Genomic DNA, 20,543 nt, shown 5'->3' with positions numbered 1-20,543 from the left:
TAAATCTACCCCTCCTTTACTTTTTTTCTATTAAAAATTAAGATCGGTCTTTCTTTTTTCAAGACCACCTCTTCAGTAATCACACATTCTCTCACATCTCTTAAGGAGGGAAGCTCATACATAACATCTACCATTATTTCTTCAATAATAGCTCTTAAACCACGGGCTCCTGTTTTTCTCTTTACAGCTTCTTCTGCCACAAGTCTTAAAGCCCCCTCTGTAAATTTAAGTTCTACTCCTTCTATTTCAAAAAGTTTTTGATATTGTTTTACAATAGAATTCTTAGGCTCTACCAAAATCTTTACTAAATCATCTACTGTTAATTCATCTAAGGTCGCAACTACTGGGATTCTTCCTACAAATTCAGGGATAAAGCCAAATTTAATTAAATCTTCAGGCTGAACCTTTGATAAAACTTCACCTAAGGTTAAATCTTTTACATTTTTTATCTCAGCTCCAAATCCAATAGACCCCTTACCAAGTCTTCTTTTGATAATATCTTCCAAACCTACAAAAGCTCCTCCACAAATAAATAAAATGTTAGTAGTATCCATTTTGATATATTCTTGTTGTGGATGTTTTCTTCCTCCTTTAGGAGGTATATTAGCAATGGTTCCCTCTAAAATTTTTAAAAGTGCTTGCTGAACACCTTCTCCAGAAACATCTCTTGTAATAGATGGACCTTCACTTTTTTTAGCAATTTTATCAATTTCATCTATATAAACTATTCCCTTTTGAGCAAGTTCTAAATCATAATTAGCAGCTTGTAATAAGTAAAGTAAAATATTTTCTACATCCTCTCCTACATATCCAGCTTCTGTAAGAGGTGTCGCATCAGCTATAGTAAAAGGAACTCTTAAAAATTTAGCTAAAGTCTGAGCAAGTAAAGTTTTACCACACCCAGTAGGTCCTATAAGTAAAATATTAGTTTTTTGAATTTCTACATCTTTTAACTTGCCTTTTTTATATTTCTCATATTCTATTCTTTTATAATGGTTATAAACAGCTACAGAAAGAATTTTTTTAGCTCTTTCTTGTCCAATTACATATTGATCTAAATAAGCCTTAATTTCAGAGGGTTTAGGTAACTCTCCTTTTTCTGAAAGATTAACTCTTTCATATTCTTCCTCCAAAATCTCATTACATAATTCCACACATTCATTACAAATATAAGCTGAAACACCTGCTATAAGTCTTTTAACCTCGCTCTGACTTCTTCCACAAAAGGAGCACCTTGGCTCATCATTTCTATTTTTCATACTATCACCACCTTATCTTTTTATTAAAATTTTATCTATAACTCCATAATTAAGAGCTTCTTCTGCTGACATATAAAAATCTCTTTCTGTATCTTTAGCAATCTTATCCTTAGGCTGTCCTGTATGCTTTGATAAAATATTATTCAAAATTTCTCTTAAACGCAATATCTCTTTAGCCTGAATCTCTACTTCTGTAGCCTGTCCTTGAAAAGCTCCTATAGGCTGATGTATCATTATTCTGGAATGAGCAAGCGCATATCTTTTTCCAGGAGCACCTGCTGCCAAAAGAATAGCTGCCATACTGGCTGCTTGCCCTACACAAATAGTGCATACATCAGGTTTTATATACTGCATAGTATCATATATAGCTAAACCCGCTGTAACAAGTCCACCTGGAGAATTAATATAAAGCATTATATCTTTATCAGGGTCCTCTGCTTCCAAAAATAATAACTGAGCTATAACTAAATTAGCTACATGCTCATCAATATCTGTGCCTAAAAATATAATTCTTTCTTTTAATAAACGAGAATATATATCATAAGCCCTTTCACTTCTCCCAGTCTGTTCAATTACTATAGGAATATAATGTCCCATATTTAACTCTCCTTCTTTACCTCCCTTTCTTCATTTTCTTCCTTGGATTTCTCCTGAATTTCCTGAACCTCCTCATTTTCTTTTTTTCCTTTCACAATAGGTTTAGCATTTTCTACCAAAAATTGCATGGTTTTTTCTGCTAATTTCTTAGGTAAGATATTAAAATAAACTATATTTATAGCCTGTTCCTTAGAAACTTTTAAACTTTTAGAAATACCCTCTACAGTTTTATCAATTTCTTCTTGAGGTATTTCTATATTTTCCATCTCTGCAATTTTTTCCAAAAGTATTTCTTCCTTAGCCTGTTTTTCAGCTATAGGATAAAGCCTTTCTCTTAATTTCTCCATAGAAATATTTAAACTATCAAAACTAAATCCATCTCTTTCTAAACTTTCTTTAACCTGTTCTATTAACTGGTAAAGCTTTAATTCTATATAGCGTTGAGGCACATTTATATCAACTTTTTCTAAAATTTTAGAAAGAAGTTTTTCTCTAAAAGCATTTTCATTCTTTCTTTTCTTTTCATTTAGTAATCTATTTTTAATACTTTCTCTAAGCGCTTCTACAGTTTCAAATCCCATATTTAAGCTTTTAACAAATTCATCACTAAGTTCTTTTAAATCTCTTTTATAAATTTCTTTTACTTCTATCTCATATCTTACAGACTTACCCGCTAAAAGTGGATTAAGCCCTTCTTTTGGATAATCTACTACTACTGTAAATTTATCCCCTACTTTTTTGCCAATTAATTCCTTTTCTACTTTTTCATTAAATTCTCCTGTGCCTACATCAATATATAAAGCATCTGCCTGATGCCCAGGAATAAGCTGATCTCCGTCATAAGCCTCAAATTTAATAACTGCTATATACCTTTCTTTGATTTCCTCTCCTTCTTCAGCTTTTTTAAGTTCTGAAAAAGAGTATCTAAATTCATTTAAAATATTATCTACTTCTTCTTCACTTATCTCATCAGGTTCTCTTTCTACTTCAATTCCTATGTAATCTTCTTTTTTTAATTCTATATTGGGTCGAACTTCAACTAATACAGAGTAAGTAAAATCTTCTCCCTCTTTTAATTCTCCCATTTCTTCTATTTTAGGTCTTAAAAGAGGTTCTAAATTTTTCTCTTTTATAGCCTCAACTAAAGTTCTTTCAATTAATCTTTCAACACTTTTTTCTTGAATCTCTTCTTTGAAAAGCTTTTTTACTAAATATGCCGGAACTCTACCCTCTCTAAATCCTTTAACTTTAGCCTTTCTTTTTAATTCATTGGTAACCTCTCCTATAATCTGATTTACTCTTTCACTTGGAACTTCAATTTTTAAAATTTTCTCAACATCACTGCGATCTTGAATTTCTACTCTCATATCCTTCTACTCCTTTCATAAAGATTTTAATTTTACCTTAACTTAATTTTTGATTTTTACAAGTTATTATTAATATATTTATTTTTTACAAATTCTAAAACCTCCTCTTTCTTTTTTATTTTACCCTCTAAAACTAATAACTCCACCTCTTGTAAAATTTTTCTAAAAATTGGACCAGGTTTTAAACCAAGAGCTATTAAATCTTTACCTGTAATAAGCTTTTCTTTGGTACTCTCTTTTTGCAATTCCTCTTTAAATTTAAAAAGTTCTTTAAAAAAATTTTTTAGTCTTTCTTCATAGTCAGGCTCCTTATCAGGACCTTGACTTGCCAAAGAATCAGCCATAGATATAATGAAAAGTTCTATTAAATAGGGAACATCTCTAATAAGATTTCTTTTAGCTCTTATAGTAAGTCTTCCTTTTTCCTTTTCATTTAACAAATGGAAAGGTCTCATATGATTTTTTATTAAAATATATATTCTATTAATAAGATCTTTTTTAAATTTTAAATTTTCAGCCATTTTTTTAAAAAGTTCAGCTGAAATTTTTTCATGACCATAAAAAGTGATTCTATCCCTAAGTTCAAAAGTATGAGCTTTACCAAGATCATGAAAAAAACTTGCTAATTTAACAGAAATTATAAAATCCTCATCTATTTTTTCAGGAAAAATTTCTAAATCTAAATACTTTTTTGGATCTTTTAAAATTTCTTCAGCCCATTTAAGAGACTCTAAAAGATGTCCCCAAACATCTAAATGATGAAAGGAAGGCTGAGGAACTCCCTTACAATCTTTTATATAAGGGAAAATCTCCTCTAAAACATCGTCTTCATCCATCAATTTAAATGTTTCATAAGTTTTAGATGAAGTTAAAATATAAATCAATTCTTGTAAAATTCTCTCTTTAGCACAAAAATTTATCCTTTTTTTATACTTTTTAAATAAAATTCTTGTTTTTTCTTCTAAATTTCCTAATCTAAAGGCAAAGAATCTATATCCTCTTAAAATCCTTAAAGGATCTTCTATAATATTTTTTCCATCAATTATTTTAATTAGCCCTTTTTGTAAATCCTCATAGCCTGAAAAGGGATCTATAATAATAAGATGGTCTTCAAATAAAAATTCTACAGGAATAGCCATAGCATTAAAAGTAAAATCTCTTTCCTTTAAATCCTCTCCTATGGTTTCTCCTCTAAAAGCTGTGAAATCAATACTACATTTTCCTTTAGCTAAACGATAAATGCCTAATTCTGGAGCTAATGGAACAAAATGATATTTAAGATATTCTTTGACAAAAAAAACTAAGGATTCCACATCATCTTTTAAAGTAAGATCTACATCATATATTTTTTCTAAAGTAAAAATAGCTCTAACAGCTCCTCCTACTATATAAAAATCTTTTCTATTTTTAAATTTTCTTAAAAAGGAAATAAAAAGTTTTTTTTCCTTAGGAGGAAACTTTAGAAGATTAAAAAATCTTTCTATAAAATGTTTATCAAAAATTAAACTTCCCATTTACAAAACAATTATAAAAAGCCCCAGCAAAGGGGCTAAAAAAGACCAAAAGACTTATTTTTAAGAAGGATTCTCCTGAGAAGTTTCCTCCTTTGTTTCTGTTTGAGGTTCTTCTTTCTGGGTTTCAGTAGCTTGATTAGAAACTTCAACTTTTGAAGTTTTAGCTTCTACACCTTTACTTTCTTTTATCAATCCATATTCCTTTTTCTTTCTTTCAATAAAATCATGAATTTTCTTTAATCTTTCTCTTTTTAATTTAGAAGGTTTAGTAGATAATTTTTCTTCTACTAATTCTATGATAACCATCATAGAGGCATCGCCTCTTCTTGGACCAATTTTAATAATTCTGGTATATCCTCCAGGTCTATCCATATATTTTTCTCTTAATTCAGTAAAAAGCTTTTTAACTATAGCTTTATCTCTAATAAAAGCCAATGCTTTTCTTCTGGAAGCAAGATCACCTCTTTTAGCCAAGGTTATCATTCTATCAGCTACTCTTCTTAGTTCCTTAGCTTTAGCTAAGGTAGTAGTTATTCTACCATATTTCAATAAATCAGTAACCTGATTTCTAAGAATAGCCCAATGATGTTCTGTATCTCTTCCTAACCTTCTACTAACCTTTCTATGTCTCATCTTTTCCTCTCCCTTAGCTTAATCTTTTGGAGGTTTCCATTTAATATCTGTCATACCAAGTTTTAAATTAAATTTACTTAATTTTTCTATAATCTCATCTAAGGATTTTTTACCAAAACTTCTTAATTTTAGAAGCTCAGGTTCTGTTTTTTGAACCAGTTGTCCTACATAATTAATGCCAGCCCCTTTTAAACAATTGTAAGCTCTTCCAGAAAGGTCAAGCTCTTCTATAGGTAAATTTAAAATATTATTTATTGATACGGATTCAGCTGGTTGAGCTTGTAAAGCTATTTTTTCTTCTCCCAAAAATACCATTAATTGTTCTATTAATATTTTAGTTGCTTTAATTAAAGCTGTTTTTGGATCTATAGTTCCATCAGTATAAATTTCTAAAATAAGACTATCATAATCACTACTTTTTCCTACACGAGCTTGAGTAACATTAAAATTAACCTTGGTAATAGGTGAAAATAATCCATCTACCAAAATTACTCCTATTTCATTATTTTTAGAATATTCTGCAGGAGCATATCCTCTACCCTTCTCTACTTTTATTTCCATTACCAATTTTCCATCCTTAGTCAAAGTTGCTATATGATGATCAGGATTTACTATTTCTCCTTTATCTTCTATTTGTATATCTCCTGCTTTTACTTCTCCTTCTCCAATTTTTTCTAATTTTAAATATACAGGTCCTTCTTCATTAAGTTTAAACCTAACTCCTTTTAGATTTAAAATAATTTCAGGAACATCTTCTATCACACCAGGTAAACTGCTAAATTCATGAGGAGCTCCTTCTATTTTTACTTCAGTAATAGCATAACCAGGAATAGAAGACAAAAGAACTCTCCTTAAAGCATTTCCTATAGTTATTCCATAACCTCTTTCCAAAGGTTCAATAATAAATTTTCCATAATAAGGAAACTGACTATCTTTATGAACCTTTATTTCTTCTGGTTTAATTAATTCTACCTCTTTTTTCATCGGTTCTTTTCCCTCTGTTTTAAAATATTTTAAATATTTTCTTTATATATAACAACGTTTATCTTGCGTAAAACTCAATAATATAGCTTTCCTGAATAGGCATAGTAATATCATCTCTTGTAGGTAAGCTTTTAACTACACCTTTGAAATTATCACTATCCAACTCTAACCAAGAAGGAATTCCTCTTCTTATAACAGTTTCCAAACTTTCAATAATTTGAGGATTATTTCTATATTTCTCTTTTAATTCAATAACATCTCCAGGTTTTACTAAATATGAAGGAATATCTACATTTCTTCCATTCACTTTAAAGAAACCATGAGTAATATATTGTCTTGCCTGAGCTCTTGATACTGCAAATCCTAATCTATAAACTACATTATCAAGTCTTCTTTCTAAAAGCTGTAAAAGATTATGACCTGCCTGTCCAGGCATTTTTGTAGCTTTTTCATAATACATTCTCATCTGTTTCTCAGAAATTCCATAAATTCTTTTAACTTTCTGTTTTTCTCTTAAACGCACTCCATAGTCTGAAAGTTTAACCCTTATCTGTTGCGGTCCATGCTGTCCTGGAGGATAACTTCTTCTTTCAAAAGGACATTTATCTGTATAACATCTTTCTCCTTTTAAAAACAATTTCATTCCTTCTCTTCTACAAAGTCTACATCTCGGTCCTGTATATCTGGCCACGCTCTTTAACCTCCTTTTCTAATTTATTTTAAACTCTTCTTCTTTTAGGAGGACGACATCCATCATGAGGAATTGGGGTTACATCTTTAATTAAAGTAATTTTTATACCTGAACCTTGTAAAGCACGTAAAGCTGCTTCTCTTCCTGGTCCTGGGCCTTTTACATATACCCAAGCCTCTTTTAATCCATAAGCTTGAGCTTTTTTTAAAGCTGATTGCATGGCTAACTGAGCTGCAAAGGGAGTTCCTTTTCTTGTTCCTTTAAAACCTTCGGTTCCTCCACTTGCCCAAGCTATTGTATTCCCCTGCCTATCAGTAATAGTAACTATAGTATTATTAAATGTAGAATGTATATGGATAATTCCTTCTGTTACTGTCTTTTTAATCTTTTTTTTCTTTCTGGTTCTTGGTCTTGCCACGTTATATCCCTCCTCTTATTTCTTCTTTCTTCTCAATGAACCAGGTCTCGGTCCTTTTCTGGTTCTGGCGTTAGATCTGGTTCTTTGTCCTCTTACAGGAAGTCCCATCCTATGCCTTAAACCTCTATAACATCCTATAGACATAAGCCTTTGAATATTTTGTCTAATTTCTTTTCTAAGATCTCCTTCCACCTTATATTCTTTTTCTACAATTTGTCTCAACTTATTTATTTCTTCCTCAGTTAAATCTTTTACCTTTTTAAACCAGTCTATCCCTGCCTTAGTACAGGCTTTTTGAGCTAAAGTTCTTCCTACCCCAAAAATATAAGTCAAAGCTATTTCTACAGGTTTATTCTCAGGAATATCAACTCCTGCAATTTTTGGCATAATCTATCCTCCTAACCCTGCCTTTGTTTATGTTTAGGATTTTCACAAATAACTCTAACCACTCCTTTTCTTCTTATTATCTTGCATTTTCTACATCTTTTTTTAACAGAAGGACTTACTTTCATAATATTTAACCTCCCCTTCTATTATAATCCTTCATGGTACCTCTATATACTATACGCCCTCTTGTTAAATCATAAGGCGATAATTCTACCACAACACTATCTCCTGGCAATATCCTTATATAATGCATCCTCATTTTACCTGAAATATGTGCTAATATTTTATTCCCTGTTTCAAGTTCAACTCTAAACATAGCATTGGGTAATGCCTCTACAACCTTACCCTCTAAAAGAATAACATCTTCCTTAGCCATAACCTATATCCTTGATAAAATTTTTGGTCCTTTGGGTGTGATAGCTATAGTATGTTCAAAATGAGCAGCTAAACTCCTATCCTTAGTAACCGCTGTCCATCCATCTTCTAAAATTTCTATTTCATACGTTCCAGCTGAAACCATAGGTTCAATCGCAATAGTCATACCTATTTCTATCTTTGGTCCTCTTCCTGGTTTACCATAATTTGGAACCTCTGGAGGTTCATGTAAATCTCTTCCTATTCCATGTCCTACAAAATCTCTTATCACATTAAATCCATATTTCTCTACATAAGCCTGAATAGCATAAGAAATATCTCCTATTTTATTACCAAAATGCGCTTTTTCAATACCTTTATATAAAGCCTCTTCCGTGACTTTTAATAACTTCTCAGCCTCTTCAGAAATTTTCCCCACCCCTACAGTTAAAGCTGCATCTCCAAAATAACCTTCATAAATAACACCAAAATCAAAACTTACTATATCTCCTTCTTTTAAAACCTTGTCTTTTCTTGGCATACCATGCACAATTTCTTCATTTACAGAAACACAAAGGGCATAGGGATAACCCCTATACCCTTTAAAAGCAGGTTTAACACCCTTTTTTTCACAAAGCTTAATAGCCATTTCTTCAAATTCGTATGTATTTCTACCAGGTTTAACCTCCTCTTTTAAATAGAGGAGGATCTCCATAACTATAGCATTAGCCTTTCTTAGTAACTCTATCTCTTTCTGAGTTTTTAATCTTGGTTTTGGTTTATAAAATCTGCTATACAATTACTTCTTTTCCAAAATATTTATTATTTGTTGGGTAATTTCTTCTATACTTTTACTTCCATCAATTTCATATAAAACACCTTTTTTCTTATAATATTCGATAAGAGGTGCTGTTGATTCATGATATACCTTTAATCTATTTCTAACAGTTTCTTCATTATCATCAGGTCTTTGATAAAGCTCTCCTCCACAAGCATCACACTTTCCTTCTACCTTAGGGGGTTTAAATTTTATATGATACATCATTCCACAATTTTTACAAGTCCTTCTACCAGTAAGTCTAATAACCAATTCTTCATCAGGAACAACTAAAGCAAGAGCAAATTCTATCTTTTTACCCATTTCTTCTAACATCTTATCCAAAGCTTCTGCCTGAGCTACAGTTCTGGGAAATCCATCTAAAATAAACCCCTTCTGAGCATCTGGCTGACTAAGTCTCTCTTTTACCATACTCAAAATAATCTCATCAGGAACAAGCTGTCCTTTTTCCATATACTCCTTAGCCTTTAATCCTAATTCTGTTCCCTTAGAAACATGTTCTCTTAACATATCCCCTGTAGAGATCTGGGGAATACCATACTTTTCTACTAAAATTTTGGCTTGTGTTCCTTTACCGGCTCCTGGTGGTCCTAAAAATACTATATTCATTTCCCCACCCCCTTATTTAATTTTAAGTTTACTTTGCTTAACAAAACTTTCATATTGGCGCGTTATTAAATGCGCCTCTATCTGTCCCATTATATCTAAAGCAACTCCAACTACAATTAAAAGCGAAGTTCCTCCAAAATAAAAAGGTAAATTCAACTTAGCAATTAAAAAACTGGGAAGAACACAAATAAATGCAACATATAAAGCTCCAATAAGAGTAATCCTTGTTAACACTCTATCTAAAAACTCTTCTGTAGCCTTACCAGGTCTTATCCCAGGAATAAAACCACCCCATTTTTTTAAATTATCAGCCACTTCCTTTGGATTAAAAATAATTGCTGTATAAAAATAACAGAAAAAGATAATAAGACCAGCAAAAATAGCTTCATAAAGAATACTTCCTGGTCTCAAAAAACTATTTATCTGCTTAAATATTTCTACAGGAACAAAATTAGCCAAAGTAGTAGGAAACATTAAAATTGCTAAAGCAAAAATAGGTGGAATAACACCAGCCGTATTTACTTTTAAGGGCAAATAACTTGTCTGCCCTCCTATTATTTGACGCCCTACCTGCCTACGAGCATAATGAATAGGTATCCTTCTCTGAGCAAGTTCCATAAAACAGGTAAAAACCAAAATACCAAAAATTAAAAGCAAAACAATTAAAAGAAAAAATAAAGAAAATTCACCTGTCTGAACAAATTTTAAAGTTCTTGCTATAGCTGGAAAAATCCCTGCTACAATTCCCGCAAAAATTATCATAGAAATACCATTTCCAATACTATGCTCTGTCATCTGTTCTCCTAACCAAACTAAAAACATACTTCCAGCTGTAAGACTTAAAGTGGTAGTAATTCTAAAAAGCCATCCAGGTTCAATTACAATAGGAGCTCCATTAGGAGCTGTCATCCTCTCTAACCCTAAGGATATGCCAAATCCCTGAATAAGACAAATAGCTATGGTTAGATAACGTGTATAATAAGCTAATTTTCTTTTACCCTCTGGTCCCTCTTTATAAAGTTCTTTAATGGAAGGATATACTACTGTCATTAATTCAAGGATGATAGAGGCACTTATATAAGGCATCACACCTAAGGCACAAATAGAAAATCTTCTCAAAGCCCCACCTGAAAAAATATCTAAAAATCCAAATAATGTTCCACTTGCCTGTTTAAATAAACTAAGAAAAGCCTCTCCATTTATACCAGGCGTTGGAATATGAACACCAAACCGATAAATAGCCAATCCGATAAATAAATATAATAATCTACGTTTTAATTCAGGAATATTAGCAAAATTTAAAAGGTTGTCTCTTCCATTCACTCTATAAAAACTCCAAAAATTAAACCTTTACTAATTCCACTTTACCACCTGCTTTTTCAATTTTTTCTTTAGCACTACGAGAAATAGCATGTACCTTTACAATTAAAGGAATATTTATCTCACCATCTCCTAAAATTTTTATAAGCTTATTTTTACCTTTTATCAATCCTTTCATCTGTAAACTTTCATAATCCACTATCTCATTTTCCTTGAATCTTTCAGCCAAATCTTTTATGTTAATCACAGTATATTCAATTTTAAAAATATTCTTAAAACCTCTTTTGGGTAGTCTTCTAATTATAGGAGTTTGACCTCCCTCAAACCAAGGAGAAATATCTGGAGATTTACGTGCTTTTTGCCCCTTATGTCCTCTGCATGAAGTTTTTCCATGCCCAGAACCATGTCCTCTACCTACTCTTTTCTTTTTATGCTTAGAACCATAAAACGGCTTTAATTCATCTAAGGTTATTACCTTATTCATGGATTTCCTCCACCTTTACTAAATGACTTACTTTTCTTATCATACCTCTTATCATAGGATTATCATCTCTGATTACACTTTGTCCAATTTTTTTAAGACCTAAACCTTTTAAACATTCCCTTTGTTTAGGCTTTCTTCCATATCTACTTCTTATTAAAGTTATTTTCAACTTTTTCATACTCTCATCTCCCTCATAATTTCTTCTATACTCTTTCCTCTTTTTCTGGCTACATATTCAACACTCTGTAATTGAGATAAAGCCTTAAAAGTAGCCTTTACTAAATTATGAGGATTACTACTCCCTATACATTTAGTAACAATATCTTTAATTCCCGCAGCATCCATAATAGCACGAACAGTACCTCCAGCAATAACTCCTGTTCCTGGTTTAGCAGGTTTTAATAATATTTTTGTGGCTCCAAACTTTGTCATAATAGTATGAGGTATAGTATCCTTAGAAATAGGAACTTCTATCATGCTTTTTTTTGCTTTTTCTATAGCCTTTCTTATAGCATCAGGAACTTCAGGAGCCTTACCCAATCCAAAACCAACTTTACCCTTTCCATCTCCTACTATTACTAATGCAGAAAATCTTAATCTTTTGCCACCTTTAGTAACCTTAGTAACCCTATTTATCTGTATGATTTTTTCAATAAATTCTTCTCCTACCTTAGCCAAAGCCCCTACCTCCTTTAAAATTGTAATCCCACAGCTCTTGCAGCATCAGCAAGAGCTTTAATCCTACCATGGTATTTAAAACCACCCCTGTCAAAACAAACCTTTGTAATACCTTTTTCCAAAGCTTTCTTAGCTAAAAGTTCCCCCACTGCTTTGGCAACTTCAGTTTTTCCACCTTTTTTCTTAAGCTCTTCCACCTTTTCTCTAATTTCGGGTGAAAGAGAAGAAGCTGCTACTAAGGTATGCCCTATAGTATCATCTATAATTTGAGCATAAATATGTTTACAACTCTTATAAACACTTAATCTTGGTCTTTCTGGAGTTCCAAAAATCTTTTTTCTAACTCTCTTTTTTCTCCTAAGCCTTGCTTCTACTTTTTTTTCTCTTTTGCTCAGTTTAGCCATATACTTCACTCCCTTAAATTACTTTTTAGCACCTTTTCCAGCTTTTCCTGCTTTTCTAAGAATAATTTCACCAGTATATCTAATACCCTTACCTTTATAAGGCTCTGGAGGTCTAAGTCTTTTAATATTCGCAGCAACCTGTCCTACTAATTCTTTATCTATACCTTCTACTATAACCCTTACCTGAACCTCTCCACTTCCTTTTTCAGTCTTAGCAGTAATTCCTTCAGGTAATTTAAAATTGATAGGATGGGAATATCCTAAACTAAAAACTATCTCATTTCCTTTAACCTCTGCTTTATACCCTAATCCTACGATATCTAAGGATTTTTTAAAACCTTGAGTTACACCAATAACCATATTGTTAATCAAAGATCTTGCTAACCCCTGAAAAGCTTTAGCTTTATTCCTTAATTTTTTTCTTACATCTTCTTGTAAAACAATAACAGTATCACCATCAATATTAACCTTAACCAAGGGTGGTAATTTCTTCTCTAATTTTCCTTTCGGTCCTTCTACTACAACTATACCATCATCTTTAATTTCAACCTTAACCCCAGTTGGTATTTTAATGGGTTTTCTACCTATACGTGAAACTTCTCCCATATCAAATCACCCCTTTACCAAATTTCACAAAGTATTTCACCGCCTACTTTGCGGCGCCTTGCCTCATGATCTGTCATAATTCCCTGAGAAGTAGAAACAATAGCAATTCCCAAACCATCTAAAACCTTTGGTAAATCTTTATACCCCATATAAATCCTTCTTCCGGGTTTACTAACTCTTTTTACTCCAGCAATAACAGGTCGTTTGTTTTCATCATATTTCAATACTATTTCGATCTTACCTTGAGGTTTTTCATTTATATATTTAAAATCTTCTATATATCCTTCTTCTTTAAGAATTCTGGCAATTTCTAATTTTATCTTAGAAGCGGGAATTACTACAGTTTTATGTCTTGCCATTAAAGCATTTTTTATTCTAATTAACATATCTGCAATTGGATCGGTCATCATATTTCCATCCCCCTTACCAACTAGCTTTCCTTACTCCAGGGATTTTTCCCTCTGAAGCTAATTTTCTAAAACACATTCTACAAAGACCAAATCTCCTTATATATCCTCTTGCCCTTCCACAAATAGAACAACGATTTCTTTTTCTTACTTCAAATTTAGGTTCTCTTTTTGCTTTCTCTATTTGGGCTTTTCTTGGCATATAAAATTACCTCCTAAATGGCATTCCTAATTCTTTAAGAAGTTCGTAAGCTTCTTCATCTGTTTCTGCTGTAGTTACAATAGTAATACTCATCCCTTTAATTCTTTCCACTTTACTTGAATCTACCTCAGGGAAAATAGTATGATCTGTAATACCAAGAGTATAATTACCTCTACCATCAAATCCAGATTTAGAAAGACCTTTAAAATCTTTTACTCTTGGTAAAGCTACATGTATAAGTCTGGCCAAAAAATCATACATTCTATTCTTTCTTAAAGTTACCATTACACCTATAGGCATTCCTTTTCTTAATTTAAATCCAGCAATAGATTTTCTTGCTTTGCAAATCTTGGGTTTTTGTCCTGTAATTTGAGCAAGCTCTATTAAAGCCTGATCAATTATTTTAGGATTAGAAACCGCTTCTCCTAATCCCATATTTACACATATTTTTTCTAATTTTGGTATCTCATGAATATTTTTATAACCAAATCTCTCTTTCAATTTAGGAATCACCTCATTTTTATAATAATCTCTTAACCAACTCATTTTTTACTCCTCTGCCTCAATTATTTCTCCACATTTTTTACAAACTCTAACTTTTGTACCATTCTCAAGAATTTTTTTCCCTATCCTAACCCCTCTTTTACATTTAGGACAATAAATCATTAAATTAGAAACATGAATAGGTGCTGGCTTTTCTATAATACCTCCGCTACTATAAGGAGTAGGTTTCATATGCCTCTTAACTATATTCACTCCCTCTACAATAGCTCTTCCTTTTCTTGGAAAAACTTTTAATACTTTACCAATCTTACCTTTATCCTTACCTGCAATTACTACCACCATATCATTTTTCCTAATATGCACCTTTGCTTCATGAGGTTTAGGAAGTTTTTTATTAATTCCACGCTTTATCATAACTTACCCCTTTTTATAAAACTTCAGGAGCTAAGGATATAATTTTCATAAAACCCTTAGCCCTAAGCTCTCTTGCTACAGGTCCAAATATACGAGTTCCAACAGGCTCTTTATATTGATTTATAAGCACTGCAGCATTCTCATCAAATCTGATATGTGTACCATCTGGTCTTGATATTTCTTTTTTGGTCCTAACAATAACTGCCTTTACCACATCCCCTGCCTGGACCTTAGAATTTGGTAAAGCTTCTTTTACAGAAGCAACTATTATATCTCCCACTGTTCCATACTTTCTTCCAGAACCACCTAAAACTCTTATACACATTATTTTCTTAGCGCCTGAATTATCAGCTACATTTAAATAAGTCTGTTGCTGAATCATGCTTACTCACCCCCTTCAGAAGGCTCTTCCAATTCCAATCTTTTGGCTCTCTCTAATATCTCTCTCACTCTCCATCTTTTTCTGCGGGAAAGAGGTCTGGTCTCTTCAATTAAAACTTTATCTCCTATTTTACACTCATTATTTTCATCATGAGCCATATATTTTTTTCTTCTTTTAATATATTTTCCATATAAAGGATGTTTAACCAAAGTCTCTACCATCACAACCACTGTTTTATTCATTTTATCACTTACTACAGTTCCTATAAACTGTTTTCTCCTTCCCATTTTTTTCTCCCACCTATTATCTTATATTAAGTTCTTTTTCTCTAAGTATAGTTAAAACTCTGGCTATATCTCTTTTAACCTGTCTAATTCTCATAGGATTTTCTAATCTGTGGATACTCTTCTGAAATCTTAAATTAAATAATTCCTCTCTTAATTGGGAAAGTTTTTCTTTTAATTCAGGGATTGATAATTCCCTAAGCTCACGGGCTTTCATTAAAATTCCTCCCTGGTAACAATTTTACATTTAAAGGGCATCTTGCTTGCAGCTAACCTTAAAGCCTCTCTTGCAACCTCTTCAGGAACTCCAGAAATTTCATAAATTATTTTACCAGGTTTAACTACAGCTACCCAGCCTTCCACAGAACCTTTTCCCTTTCCCATACGTGTCTCTGCAGGTTTTTTAGTAATAGGTTTGTCAGGAAAAACTCTAATCCAGATCTTAGCTCCTTTTTTAGCAGTTCTTACAATAGCTACACGTCCTGCTTCAATTTGTTGAGCAGTTAACCATCCACCTTCTAAAACCTTTAAACCATATTCACCAAATTCTAAAGTATAACCACTAGTAGCTTTTCCTCTAACTCTACCTTTCTGCTGCTTTCTATATTTTGTCTTTCTTGGTTGAAGCAACATTTTTGCTCACCTCTGTTTATTTTTTATATAACTACTTTTTCTTGTCCTTCTCTTTCAGGTAAAACCTCTCCTTTAAAAATCCAAACCTTAACCCCAATACTTCCATATTTAGTAATAGCAGTAGCAAAACCGTAATCAATATCCGCTCTTAAAGTAGAAAGAGGAACTCTACCAACTCTATACCATTCACTTCTTGCAATCTCTGCTCCCCCTAATCTACCAGAACATTGAACTTTTACACCCTGGGCTCCAAATCTCATAACTAAAGCTACTGCTCTCTTCATAGCACGTCTAAAAGATACTCTTCTTTCTATCTGTGTAGCAATATTTTCAGCTACTAACTGTGCTTCAAGCTCCGGTCTTCTAACTTCATTTACCAAAACCTCTATTTCATAATCTTTTAAGGTATTTTTTAATTCTTTTTTTATTTTCTCAATTTCTGCTCCTTTTTTTCCTATAACTATTCCAGGACGAGCAGAATGTATTATTATTCTAATTTTATTAGCTGCTCTTTCTATTTCTATACGTGCAATTCCTGCATGATAATAATTATCTTTTAAATATTTTCTAATTAAATAATCCTCATGCACATATTTAGGAAATTCTGAAGATTTAGCCACCCAACGAGAATCCCAAGTCCTTGTAATACCAATTCTCAAACCTATTGGATTAACCTTCTGACCCAAGGCTTACCTCCCTTTTCTTTTTTCTTCTTTTTCTTCTACCACTACAGTAATATGACTCATCCTTCTAAGAATTCTGCTGGCTCTTCCCCATCCTCTGGGCCAAATTCTTTTTAAACGAGGACCTTCATTTACATAAGCCTCAGAAACATAAAGTTTGTCTACATCCATCCCATAATTATTCTCAGCATTTGCAATTGCACTTTCTAAAACCTTTTTTATTATTCTGGCAGCCTTCTTAGGAGTAAATTGCAAAATATTTAAAGCTTCATCAACTTTTTTACCCCTTATTAAATCTATAACCAACCTTGCTTTGTAAGGAGAAATTAGTACATATTTTGCTGTAGCTCGGGCTTTCATATTCTATCTCCTTTATTTCTTCTTTACTCCCTTTACTTTTCCTTTATCAGCAGGATGTCCTTTATAAGTTCTGGTAGGAGCAAACTCCCCTAATTTATGCCCCACCATATTTTCAGTAACATAAACAGGAATAAATTTATGCCCATTATGCACTGCAAAAGTTAAACCAACCATCTCAGGTATTATAGTAGAACGCCTACTCCATGTTTTTATAGGCTTTTTATCTCCTGTTTCTCTTGCTTTTAAAACCTTTTTCAACAAATGCTCATCTACAAAAGGACCTTTCTTTTTGGACCTTGGCATCTAATACACCTCCCTCTCAATTAGCCCTTCCTTCTTCTAATAATAAACTTATCTGAAGGTTTCTTTTTACGGGTCTTTAATCCTTTACACAACCAACCCCAAGGAGAACAGGGATGTCTTCCTCCATGAGATTTTCCTTCTCCACCACCAAGAGGATGATCTACAGGATTCATAGCAACACCACGCACATGAGGTCTTCTTCCAAGCCATCTGCTTCTTCCAGCTTTACCAAGCATAACATTTTCCCATTCTAAATTACCAACCTGTCCAATAGTTGCCTTACAATTTTCATGAACCTTTCTAATCTCTCCTGAAGGAAGTCTTAATATAACATATTTATCTTCTTTACCAAGTATCTGGGCAAAAGTTCCTGCAGCTCTAGCTAATTGTCCACCTTTTTTTGGTTTTAGTTCTACATTATGAACTATAGTACCTACAGGAATATTTTTTAAAGGTGAAGCATTGCCTACCTTTATTTCTACATTCTCACCAGACATTACCACATCGCCAACCTTAAGTCCAAGAGGTGCTAAAATATACCTCTTTTCTCCATCAGCATATTGAAGTAAAGCAATATTAGCAGATCTATTAGGATCGTATTCTAAAGCTATAACTTTAGCAGGTATATTATCTTTATCTCTCTTAAAATCAATAATACGATAAAGTCTTTTATGCCCACCTCCTCTAAATCTTACTGTAATTCTTCCATAGTTATTTCTTCCACCTGTCTTTTTTAAAGGTTCTACTAAACTTTTTTCAGGTTCTTTTTTAGTAAGTTCAGGATTAACTAAATAGCTTTGAAATCTCCTACCTGGTGAGGTGGGTTTACATTTCTTTATAGGCATCTTCTTTCACCCCTTATATGGTTTCAAAAAATTCTATAGTTTGGCCTTCTGCTAACCTTACAATAGCCTTTTTTCTAATTGAAGTTCTTCCAGGATTTCTAAATCCTCCTTTTGGCTTACCTTTAACCCTTATAGTTTGAACTTTTTTTACCTTTACATTAAATAAAGCTTCTACAGCTTTTTTTATCTCTATTTTATTGGCTGAAGGATCTACCCAAAAAGAAACCTGATTATTTCTTTCTTTTAACAACATGGATTTTTCAGTAATAATAGGTGCTAAAATTATAGTTTTTGGATCCCTCATCTTTTATCTCCTTAAACGTTCCTCTATTTTACTTAAAGCATCCTTAGCCAAGATTAAATTTTCGTGATTTAAAATATCATAAACATTTAAACCTTCAACTGCTAAAACTTTAACCTTAGGTAAATTGGTGGCGCTTTTTTCCAAAACTAAATTTCTCTCTGGAACAATAATTAAAGCTTCTTTCAAACCTAAATTATCTAAAAATCCTTTTAAGATTTTTGTTTTAGGTTGATCTTTAACAGGAAAATCCTCTGCTACAAAAAGTTTATTAGTCAAAGCACGGGAAGAAAGAGCCATTTTTAATCCCAATCTTCTAACTTTTTTATTAAGCTTGAATTCATAACATCTTGGTTTAGGGCCATGAACAACTCCACCACCTACCCATTGAGGAGCTCTAATAGACCCCTGCCTTGCTCTACCAGTGTGCTTTTGAGGCCAAGGTTTTCTCCCTCCTCCTCTAACCTCACCTCTTGTCTTAGTACAAGCTGTACCAGCTCTCCATCTTGCCATCTGCCATCTTATTATCTCATGTAAAATCCCTTCCTTAGGATAAACTCCATAAATATCAATAGGTAAATCTATTTCTCCTATTATATTAGCAGTACTATCAACTAATTTTGCTTTTATAACATCCATCTTTATACTCCCCTTTATTTAAAATAAACCATTACATATCCATTAGTCCAGCCAGGAACAGCTCCCTTTACTAACAATAAATTCTTTTCAGGAATTATATCTACTACTGTTAAATTTTTTATAGTTACAGTTTCATTTCCATAATGCCCTGCCATTTTTTTACCCTTAATAACTCTTCCAGGAAAAGTATTAGCACCACTTGAACCTCTTTTACGATGCACCTTTTTTGCACCATGACTCATAGGTTGTCTTGAAAAATTCCATCTTTTAATACACCCAGTAAAACCTCTCCCTTTAGAAGTTCCTGTAACATCTATTTTTATACCTTTTTCTATGGGTAAATCTGTTAAAGTTATATATTGCCCTGGTTTAAATTCTGCGGGATCTTCAATTTTAAACTCTCTTAAAATATAAAATCCTGTATCAAGACCTGCTTTCAAAAAATGCCCTATCATAGGAAAAGTGCATTTTGTTAATTTCTTAGGATCAAATCCTAACTGCACAGCATTATACCCATCTTTATCTACTGTTTTCACCTGCACAACTGCACAAGGACCTACTTGCAAAACTGTTACAGGAATAACATTCCCCTCTTCATCAAAAACACGGGTCATACCTAACTTTTTACCTATTAACCCTTCAAGTTTCATTTTTATCACTCCCCTACACCTTTATTTCAACTTCTACACCAGCAGGCAATTCAAGTTGCATCAATGCATCTATAGTTTGTTGGGTAGGCTCTAATATCTCTATAAGTCTTTTATGCACCCTTATCTCAAATTGTTCCCTTGAATTTTTATCAATATGTGGAGACCTTAAAACTGTCCATCTGCTAATTTTTGTAGGTAAAGGTATAGGACCTACTACCTTAGCTCCTGTCTCTTTAGCAGTATGCACAATATTGGCTACCGATTTATCCAAAATCCTGTGATCAAAACTTTTTAATTTTATTCTAATTTTCTGTGCGGGTATCATCTCCAAAACCTCACACTCCCTTTATTCTATTATTTTTGTAACTACACCAGCTCCAACTGTTCTACCACCTTCTCTAATCGCAAACCTCAATCCCTCCTCTAATGCCACCGGCTTTATCAACTCAACCTCTAACTCTACATTATCCCCTGGCATCACCATCTCTACTCCCTCTGGTAACTTCACCACCCCTGTTACATCTGTTGTCCTAAAATAAAACTGCGGCCTATACCCATTAAAAAATGGTGTATGCCTACCCCCCTCCTCCTTCTTCAATACATATACCTCTGCCTTAAACTTCGTATGTGGCTTTATACTCCCTGGCTTCGCAAGCACCTGCCCCCTCTCTACATCATCCTTCCCTACTCCCCTTAATAACACCCCTACATTGTCACCTGGTAATGCCTCATCCAATATCTTCCTAAACATCTCTATACTCGTTGCTACTGTCTTTATCGTTGGCCTTAAACC

35 protein-coding genes and 1 pseudogene are annotated in these 20,543 nt (G+C 32.8%); all 36 read right to left on the bottom strand.

Annotated features, from left to right (window positions below; all coding sequences use genetic code 11):
* Positions 1 to 5: 5 nt before the first annotated feature.
* Positions 6 to 1,259 (bottom strand): ATP-dependent Clp protease ATP-binding subunit ClpX, encoded by a 1,254-nt coding sequence (clpX, locus tag CC87_RS00610; RefSeq protein ID WP_038055052.1) that lies wholly within the window; start codon positions 1,257 to 1,259, stop codon positions 6 to 8.
* Positions 1,260 to 1,271: 12 nt separating this feature from the next.
* Positions 1,272 to 1,856, bottom strand: coding sequence for an ATP-dependent Clp endopeptidase proteolytic subunit ClpP (gene clpP / locus CC87_RS00605; RefSeq protein WP_038055050.1), 585 nt, complete (start codon positions 1,854 to 1,856; stop codon positions 1,272 to 1,274).
* Between the two features lie 2 nt (positions 1,857 to 1,858).
* The gene (gene tig / locus CC87_RS00600) at positions 1,859 to 3,223 is read right to left on the bottom strand and encodes a trigger factor (RefSeq protein WP_038055048.1); all 1,365 of its coding nucleotides are present in this window, start codon (positions 3,221 to 3,223) and stop codon (positions 1,859 to 1,861) included.
* Between the two features lie 56 nt (positions 3,224 to 3,279).
* Positions 3,280 to 4,737 carry a tRNA nucleotidyltransferase/poly(A) polymerase-related protein gene (locus CC87_RS00595; RefSeq protein WP_038055046.1) on the bottom strand — a complete coding sequence of 486 codons (1,458 nt, stop codon included), beginning with the start codon at positions 4,735 to 4,737 and terminating at the stop codon, positions 3,280 to 3,282.
* Between the two features lie 285 nt (positions 4,738 to 5,022).
* Positions 5,023 to 5,370: pseudogene (gene rplQ, locus CC87_RS09235) on the bottom strand (50S ribosomal protein L17); the annotation flags it as partial.
* 18 nt (positions 5,371 to 5,388) lie between these two features.
* Entirely contained in the window at positions 5,389 to 6,354 is a 966-nt protein-coding gene (locus tag CC87_RS00585; RefSeq protein WP_038055044.1) for a DNA-directed RNA polymerase subunit alpha, read from the bottom strand.
* 58 nt (positions 6,355 to 6,412) lie between these two features.
* Positions 6,413 to 7,045, bottom strand: a complete 633-nt coding sequence (gene rpsD, locus CC87_RS00580) for a 30S ribosomal protein S4 (RefSeq protein WP_038055042.1) — start codon at positions 7,043 to 7,045, stop codon at positions 6,413 to 6,415.
* A 28-nt stretch (positions 7,046 to 7,073) separates the two neighbouring features.
* Positions 7,074 to 7,463: a 30S ribosomal protein S11 gene (gene rpsK, locus CC87_RS00575; RefSeq protein WP_038055040.1), complete on the bottom strand. Its 390-nt coding sequence runs from the start codon at positions 7,461 to 7,463 to the stop codon at positions 7,074 to 7,076.
* A 15-nt stretch (positions 7,464 to 7,478) separates the two neighbouring features.
* Positions 7,479 to 7,850 (bottom strand): 30S ribosomal protein S13, encoded by a 372-nt coding sequence (gene rpsM / locus CC87_RS00570; RefSeq protein ID WP_038055038.1) that lies wholly within the window; start codon positions 7,848 to 7,850, stop codon positions 7,479 to 7,481.
* An 11-nt stretch (positions 7,851 to 7,861) separates the two neighbouring features.
* Positions 7,862 to 7,975, bottom strand: coding sequence for a 50S ribosomal protein L36 (gene rpmJ, locus CC87_RS00565; protein WP_038055036.1), 114 nt, complete (start codon positions 7,973 to 7,975; stop codon positions 7,862 to 7,864).
* 5 nt (positions 7,976 to 7,980) lie between these two features.
* The gene (gene infA / locus CC87_RS00560) at positions 7,981 to 8,226 is read right to left on the bottom strand and encodes a translation initiation factor IF-1 (RefSeq protein WP_038055034.1); all 246 of its coding nucleotides are present in this window, start codon (positions 8,224 to 8,226) and stop codon (positions 7,981 to 7,983) included.
* A gap of 3 nt (positions 8,227 to 8,229) precedes the next feature.
* On the bottom strand, positions 8,230 to 9,003 hold the full coding sequence (gene map, locus CC87_RS00555; protein ID WP_038055032.1) for a type I methionyl aminopeptidase: 774 nt from the start codon (positions 9,001 to 9,003) through the stop codon (positions 8,230 to 8,232).
* Positions 9,004 to 9,651: an adenylate kinase gene (locus tag CC87_RS00550; protein WP_038055028.1), complete on the bottom strand. Its 648-nt coding sequence runs from the start codon at positions 9,649 to 9,651 to the stop codon at positions 9,004 to 9,006.
* Positions 9,652 to 9,663: 12 nt separating this feature from the next.
* On the bottom strand, positions 9,664 to 10,974 hold the full coding sequence (gene secY / locus CC87_RS00545; RefSeq protein WP_038055026.1) for a preprotein translocase subunit SecY: 1,311 nt from the start codon (positions 10,972 to 10,974) through the stop codon (positions 9,664 to 9,666).
* A 19-nt stretch (positions 10,975 to 10,993) separates the two neighbouring features.
* Positions 10,994 to 11,443 carry a 50S ribosomal protein L15 gene (gene rplO / locus CC87_RS00540; protein WP_084222164.1) on the bottom strand — a complete coding sequence of 150 codons (450 nt, stop codon included), beginning with the start codon at positions 11,441 to 11,443 and terminating at the stop codon, positions 10,994 to 10,996.
* 4 nt (positions 11,444 to 11,447) lie between these two features.
* A complete protein-coding gene (rpmD, locus tag CC87_RS00535) occupies positions 11,448 to 11,633 on the bottom strand; it encodes a 50S ribosomal protein L30 (RefSeq protein ID WP_038055023.1) in 186 nt (61 codons plus the stop codon).
* Entirely contained in the window at positions 11,630 to 12,133 is a 504-nt protein-coding gene (gene rpsE / locus CC87_RS00530) for a 30S ribosomal protein S5 (protein WP_038055022.1), read from the bottom strand. The genes rpmD and rpsE overlap by 4 nt, the downstream gene beginning before the upstream one ends.
* A 14-nt stretch (positions 12,134 to 12,147) precedes the next feature.
* Positions 12,148 to 12,528 (bottom strand): 50S ribosomal protein L18, encoded by a 381-nt coding sequence (gene rplR, locus CC87_RS00525; RefSeq protein ID WP_342666624.1) that lies wholly within the window; start codon positions 12,526 to 12,528, stop codon positions 12,148 to 12,150.
* A gap of 27 nt (positions 12,529 to 12,555) precedes the next feature.
* On the bottom strand, positions 12,556 to 13,143 hold the full coding sequence (rplF, locus tag CC87_RS00520) for a 50S ribosomal protein L6 (protein WP_038055020.1): 588 nt from the start codon (positions 13,141 to 13,143) through the stop codon (positions 12,556 to 12,558).
* A gap of 14 nt (positions 13,144 to 13,157) precedes the next feature.
* Positions 13,158 to 13,553, bottom strand: a complete 396-nt coding sequence (gene rpsH / locus CC87_RS00515) for a 30S ribosomal protein S8 (RefSeq protein WP_038055019.1) — start codon at positions 13,551 to 13,553, stop codon at positions 13,158 to 13,160.
* A 13-nt stretch (positions 13,554 to 13,566) separates the two neighbouring features.
* Entirely contained in the window at positions 13,567 to 13,752 is a 186-nt protein-coding gene (locus tag CC87_RS00510; RefSeq protein ID WP_038055016.1) for a type Z 30S ribosomal protein S14, read from the bottom strand.
* A gap of 6 nt (positions 13,753 to 13,758) precedes the next feature.
* Positions 13,759 to 14,298 carry a 50S ribosomal protein L5 gene (gene rplE, locus CC87_RS00505; RefSeq protein WP_038055014.1) on the bottom strand — a complete coding sequence of 180 codons (540 nt, stop codon included), beginning with the start codon at positions 14,296 to 14,298 and terminating at the stop codon, positions 13,759 to 13,761.
* 3 nt (positions 14,299 to 14,301) lie between these two features.
* The gene (gene rplX, locus CC87_RS00500; protein WP_051920355.1) at positions 14,302 to 14,670 is read right to left on the bottom strand and encodes a 50S ribosomal protein L24; all 369 of its coding nucleotides are present in this window, start codon (positions 14,668 to 14,670) and stop codon (positions 14,302 to 14,304) included.
* Between the two features lie 13 nt (positions 14,671 to 14,683).
* Complete coding sequence (rplN, locus tag CC87_RS00495; RefSeq protein ID WP_038055013.1) at positions 14,684 to 15,052, bottom strand: 50S ribosomal protein L14; 369 nt, start codon at positions 15,050 to 15,052, stop codon at positions 14,684 to 14,686.
* 2 nt (positions 15,053 to 15,054) lie between these two features.
* Positions 15,055 to 15,339 carry a 30S ribosomal protein S17 gene (rpsQ, locus tag CC87_RS00490; protein ID WP_038055011.1) on the bottom strand — a complete coding sequence of 95 codons (285 nt, stop codon included), beginning with the start codon at positions 15,337 to 15,339 and terminating at the stop codon, positions 15,055 to 15,057.
* 16 nt (positions 15,340 to 15,355) lie between these two features.
* Positions 15,356 to 15,553 (bottom strand): 50S ribosomal protein L29, encoded by a 198-nt coding sequence (gene rpmC / locus CC87_RS00485; protein WP_038055009.1) that lies wholly within the window; start codon positions 15,551 to 15,553, stop codon positions 15,356 to 15,358.
* A complete protein-coding gene (rplP, locus tag CC87_RS00480) occupies positions 15,553 to 15,966 on the bottom strand; it encodes a 50S ribosomal protein L16 (RefSeq protein ID WP_038055616.1) in 414 nt (137 codons plus the stop codon). Before rplP ends, rpmC begins: the two co-directional genes overlap by 1 nt.
* Positions 15,967 to 15,992: 26 nt before the next feature.
* Positions 15,993 to 16,655 carry a 30S ribosomal protein S3 gene (gene rpsC, locus CC87_RS00475; protein WP_038055005.1) on the bottom strand — a complete coding sequence of 221 codons (663 nt, stop codon included), beginning with the start codon at positions 16,653 to 16,655 and terminating at the stop codon, positions 15,993 to 15,995.
* A 3-nt stretch (positions 16,656 to 16,658) separates the two neighbouring features.
* Positions 16,659 to 17,012, bottom strand: coding sequence for a 50S ribosomal protein L22 (rplV, locus tag CC87_RS00470; protein WP_038055004.1), 354 nt, complete (start codon positions 17,010 to 17,012; stop codon positions 16,659 to 16,661).
* 12 nt (positions 17,013 to 17,024) lie between these two features.
* Complete coding sequence (gene rpsS, locus CC87_RS00465) at positions 17,025 to 17,315, bottom strand: 30S ribosomal protein S19 (protein WP_038055000.1); 291 nt, start codon at positions 17,313 to 17,315, stop codon at positions 17,025 to 17,027.
* Positions 17,316 to 17,335: 20 nt separating this feature from the next.
* Positions 17,336 to 18,160, bottom strand: a complete 825-nt coding sequence (gene rplB, locus CC87_RS00460) for a 50S ribosomal protein L2 (protein ID WP_038054998.1) — start codon at positions 18,158 to 18,160, stop codon at positions 17,336 to 17,338.
* Between the two features lie 13 nt (positions 18,161 to 18,173).
* Positions 18,174 to 18,464, bottom strand: a complete 291-nt coding sequence (gene rplW / locus CC87_RS00455; protein ID WP_038054996.1) for a 50S ribosomal protein L23 — start codon at positions 18,462 to 18,464, stop codon at positions 18,174 to 18,176.
* A gap of 3 nt (positions 18,465 to 18,467) precedes the next feature.
* Entirely contained in the window at positions 18,468 to 19,100 is a 633-nt protein-coding gene (gene rplD / locus CC87_RS00450; RefSeq protein ID WP_038054993.1) for a 50S ribosomal protein L4, read from the bottom strand.
* Positions 19,101 to 19,114: 14 nt separating this feature from the next.
* Positions 19,115 to 19,750, bottom strand: a complete 636-nt coding sequence (gene rplC / locus CC87_RS00445; protein ID WP_038054990.1) for a 50S ribosomal protein L3 — start codon at positions 19,748 to 19,750, stop codon at positions 19,115 to 19,117.
* A gap of 13 nt (positions 19,751 to 19,763) precedes the next feature.
* The gene (rpsJ, locus tag CC87_RS00440; RefSeq protein WP_038055614.1) at positions 19,764 to 20,072 is read right to left on the bottom strand and encodes a 30S ribosomal protein S10; all 309 of its coding nucleotides are present in this window, start codon (positions 20,070 to 20,072) and stop codon (positions 19,764 to 19,766) included.
* Positions 20,073 to 20,096: 24 nt separating this feature from the next.
* Positions 20,097 to 20,543, bottom strand: a 447-nt coding sequence (locus CC87_RS00435; RefSeq protein WP_038054987.1) for an EF-Tu C-terminal domain-related protein, incomplete at its 5' end; no start/stop codon positions are given.

Origin of the sequence: Thermodesulfobacterium hydrogeniphilum, from assembly GCF_000746255.1 — a bacterium.
In the GTDB taxonomy this organism is placed as follows: Bacteria; Desulfobacterota; Thermodesulfobacteria; order Thermodesulfobacteriales; family Thermodesulfobacteriaceae; genus Thermodesulfobacterium; species Thermodesulfobacterium hydrogeniphilum.
The sequence above is the reverse complement of the archived record's forward strand: the minus strand, read 5'-3'. Positions and strand labels throughout refer to the sequence as shown.

What these genes read in the sequence shown, in the direction of transcription:
- clpX (WP_038055052.1), bottom strand. Translation starts at nt 1,259, where the DNA reads ATGAAAAATAGAAATGATGAGCCAAGGTGCTCCTTTTGTGGAAGAAGT.
- clpP (WP_038055050.1), bottom strand. Translation starts at nt 1,856, where the DNA reads ATGGGACATTATATTCCTATAGTAATTGAACAGACTGGGAGAAGTGAA.
- tig (WP_038055048.1), bottom strand. Translation starts at nt 3,223, where the DNA reads ATGAGAGTAGAAATTCAAGATCGCAGTGATGTTGAGAAAATTTTAAAA.
- CC87_RS00595 (WP_038055046.1), bottom strand. Translation starts at nt 4,737, where the DNA reads ATGGGAAGTTTAATTTTTGATAAACATTTTATAGAAAGATTTTTTAAT.
- CC87_RS00585 (WP_038055044.1), bottom strand. Translation starts at nt 6,354, where the DNA reads ATGAAAAAAGAGGTAGAATTAATTAAACCAGAAGAAATAAAGGTTCAT.
- rpsM (WP_038055038.1), bottom strand. Translation starts at nt 7,850, where the DNA reads ATGCCAAAAATTGCAGGAGTTGATATTCCTGAGAATAAACCTGTAGAA.
- rpmJ (WP_038055036.1), bottom strand. Translation starts at nt 7,975, where the DNA reads ATGAAAGTAAGTCCTTCTGTTAAAAAAAGATGTAGAAAATGCAAGATA.
- infA (WP_038055034.1), bottom strand. Translation starts at nt 8,226, where the DNA reads ATGGCTAAGGAAGATGTTATTCTTTTAGAGGGTAAGGTTGTAGAGGCA.
- CC87_RS00550 (WP_038055028.1), bottom strand. Translation starts at nt 9,651, where the DNA reads ATGAATATAGTATTTTTAGGACCACCAGGAGCCGGTAAAGGAACACAA.
- rpmD (WP_038055023.1), bottom strand. Translation starts at nt 11,633, where the DNA reads ATGAAAAAGTTGAAAATAACTTTAATAAGAAGTAGATATGGAAGAAAG.
- rplF (WP_038055020.1), bottom strand. Translation starts at nt 13,143, where the DNA reads ATGGGAGAAGTTTCACGTATAGGTAGAAAACCCATTAAAATACCAACT.
- rpsH (WP_038055019.1), bottom strand. Translation starts at nt 13,553, where the DNA reads ATGATGACCGATCCAATTGCAGATATGTTAATTAGAATAAAAAATGCT.
- CC87_RS00510 (WP_038055016.1), bottom strand. Translation starts at nt 13,752, where the DNA reads ATGCCAAGAAAAGCCCAAATAGAGAAAGCAAAAAGAGAACCTAAATTT.
- rplE (WP_038055014.1), bottom strand. Translation starts at nt 14,298, where the DNA reads ATGAGTTGGTTAAGAGATTATTATAAAAATGAGGTGATTCCTAAATTG.
- rplX (WP_051920355.1), bottom strand. Translation starts at nt 14,670, where the DNA reads ATGATAAAGCGTGGAATTAATAAAAAACTTCCTAAACCTCATGAAGCA.
- rplN (WP_038055013.1), bottom strand. Translation starts at nt 15,052, where the DNA reads ATGATTCAGCAACAGACTTATTTAAATGTAGCTGATAATTCAGGCGCT.
- rpsQ (WP_038055011.1), bottom strand. Translation starts at nt 15,339, where the DNA reads ATGGGAAGGAGAAAACAGTTTATAGGAACTGTAGTAAGTGATAAAATG.
- rpmC (WP_038055009.1), bottom strand. Translation starts at nt 15,553, where the DNA reads ATGAAAGCCCGTGAGCTTAGGGAATTATCAATCCCTGAATTAAAAGAA.
- rplV (WP_038055004.1), bottom strand. Translation starts at nt 17,012, where the DNA reads ATGAAAGCCCGAGCTACAGCAAAATATGTACTAATTTCTCCTTACAAA.
- rpsS (WP_038055000.1), bottom strand. Translation starts at nt 17,315, where the DNA reads ATGCCAAGGTCCAAAAAGAAAGGTCCTTTTGTAGATGAGCATTTGTTG.
- rplB (WP_038054998.1), bottom strand. Translation starts at nt 18,160, where the DNA reads ATGCCTATAAAGAAATGTAAACCCACCTCACCAGGTAGGAGATTTCAA.
- rplW (WP_038054996.1), bottom strand. Translation starts at nt 18,464, where the DNA reads ATGAGGGATCCAAAAACTATAATTTTAGCACCTATTATTACTGAAAAA.
- rplD (WP_038054993.1), bottom strand. Translation starts at nt 19,100, where the DNA reads ATGGATGTTATAAAAGCAAAATTAGTTGATAGTACTGCTAATATAATA.
- rplC (WP_038054990.1), bottom strand. Translation starts at nt 19,750, where the DNA reads ATGAAACTTGAAGGGTTAATAGGTAAAAAGTTAGGTATGACCCGTGTT.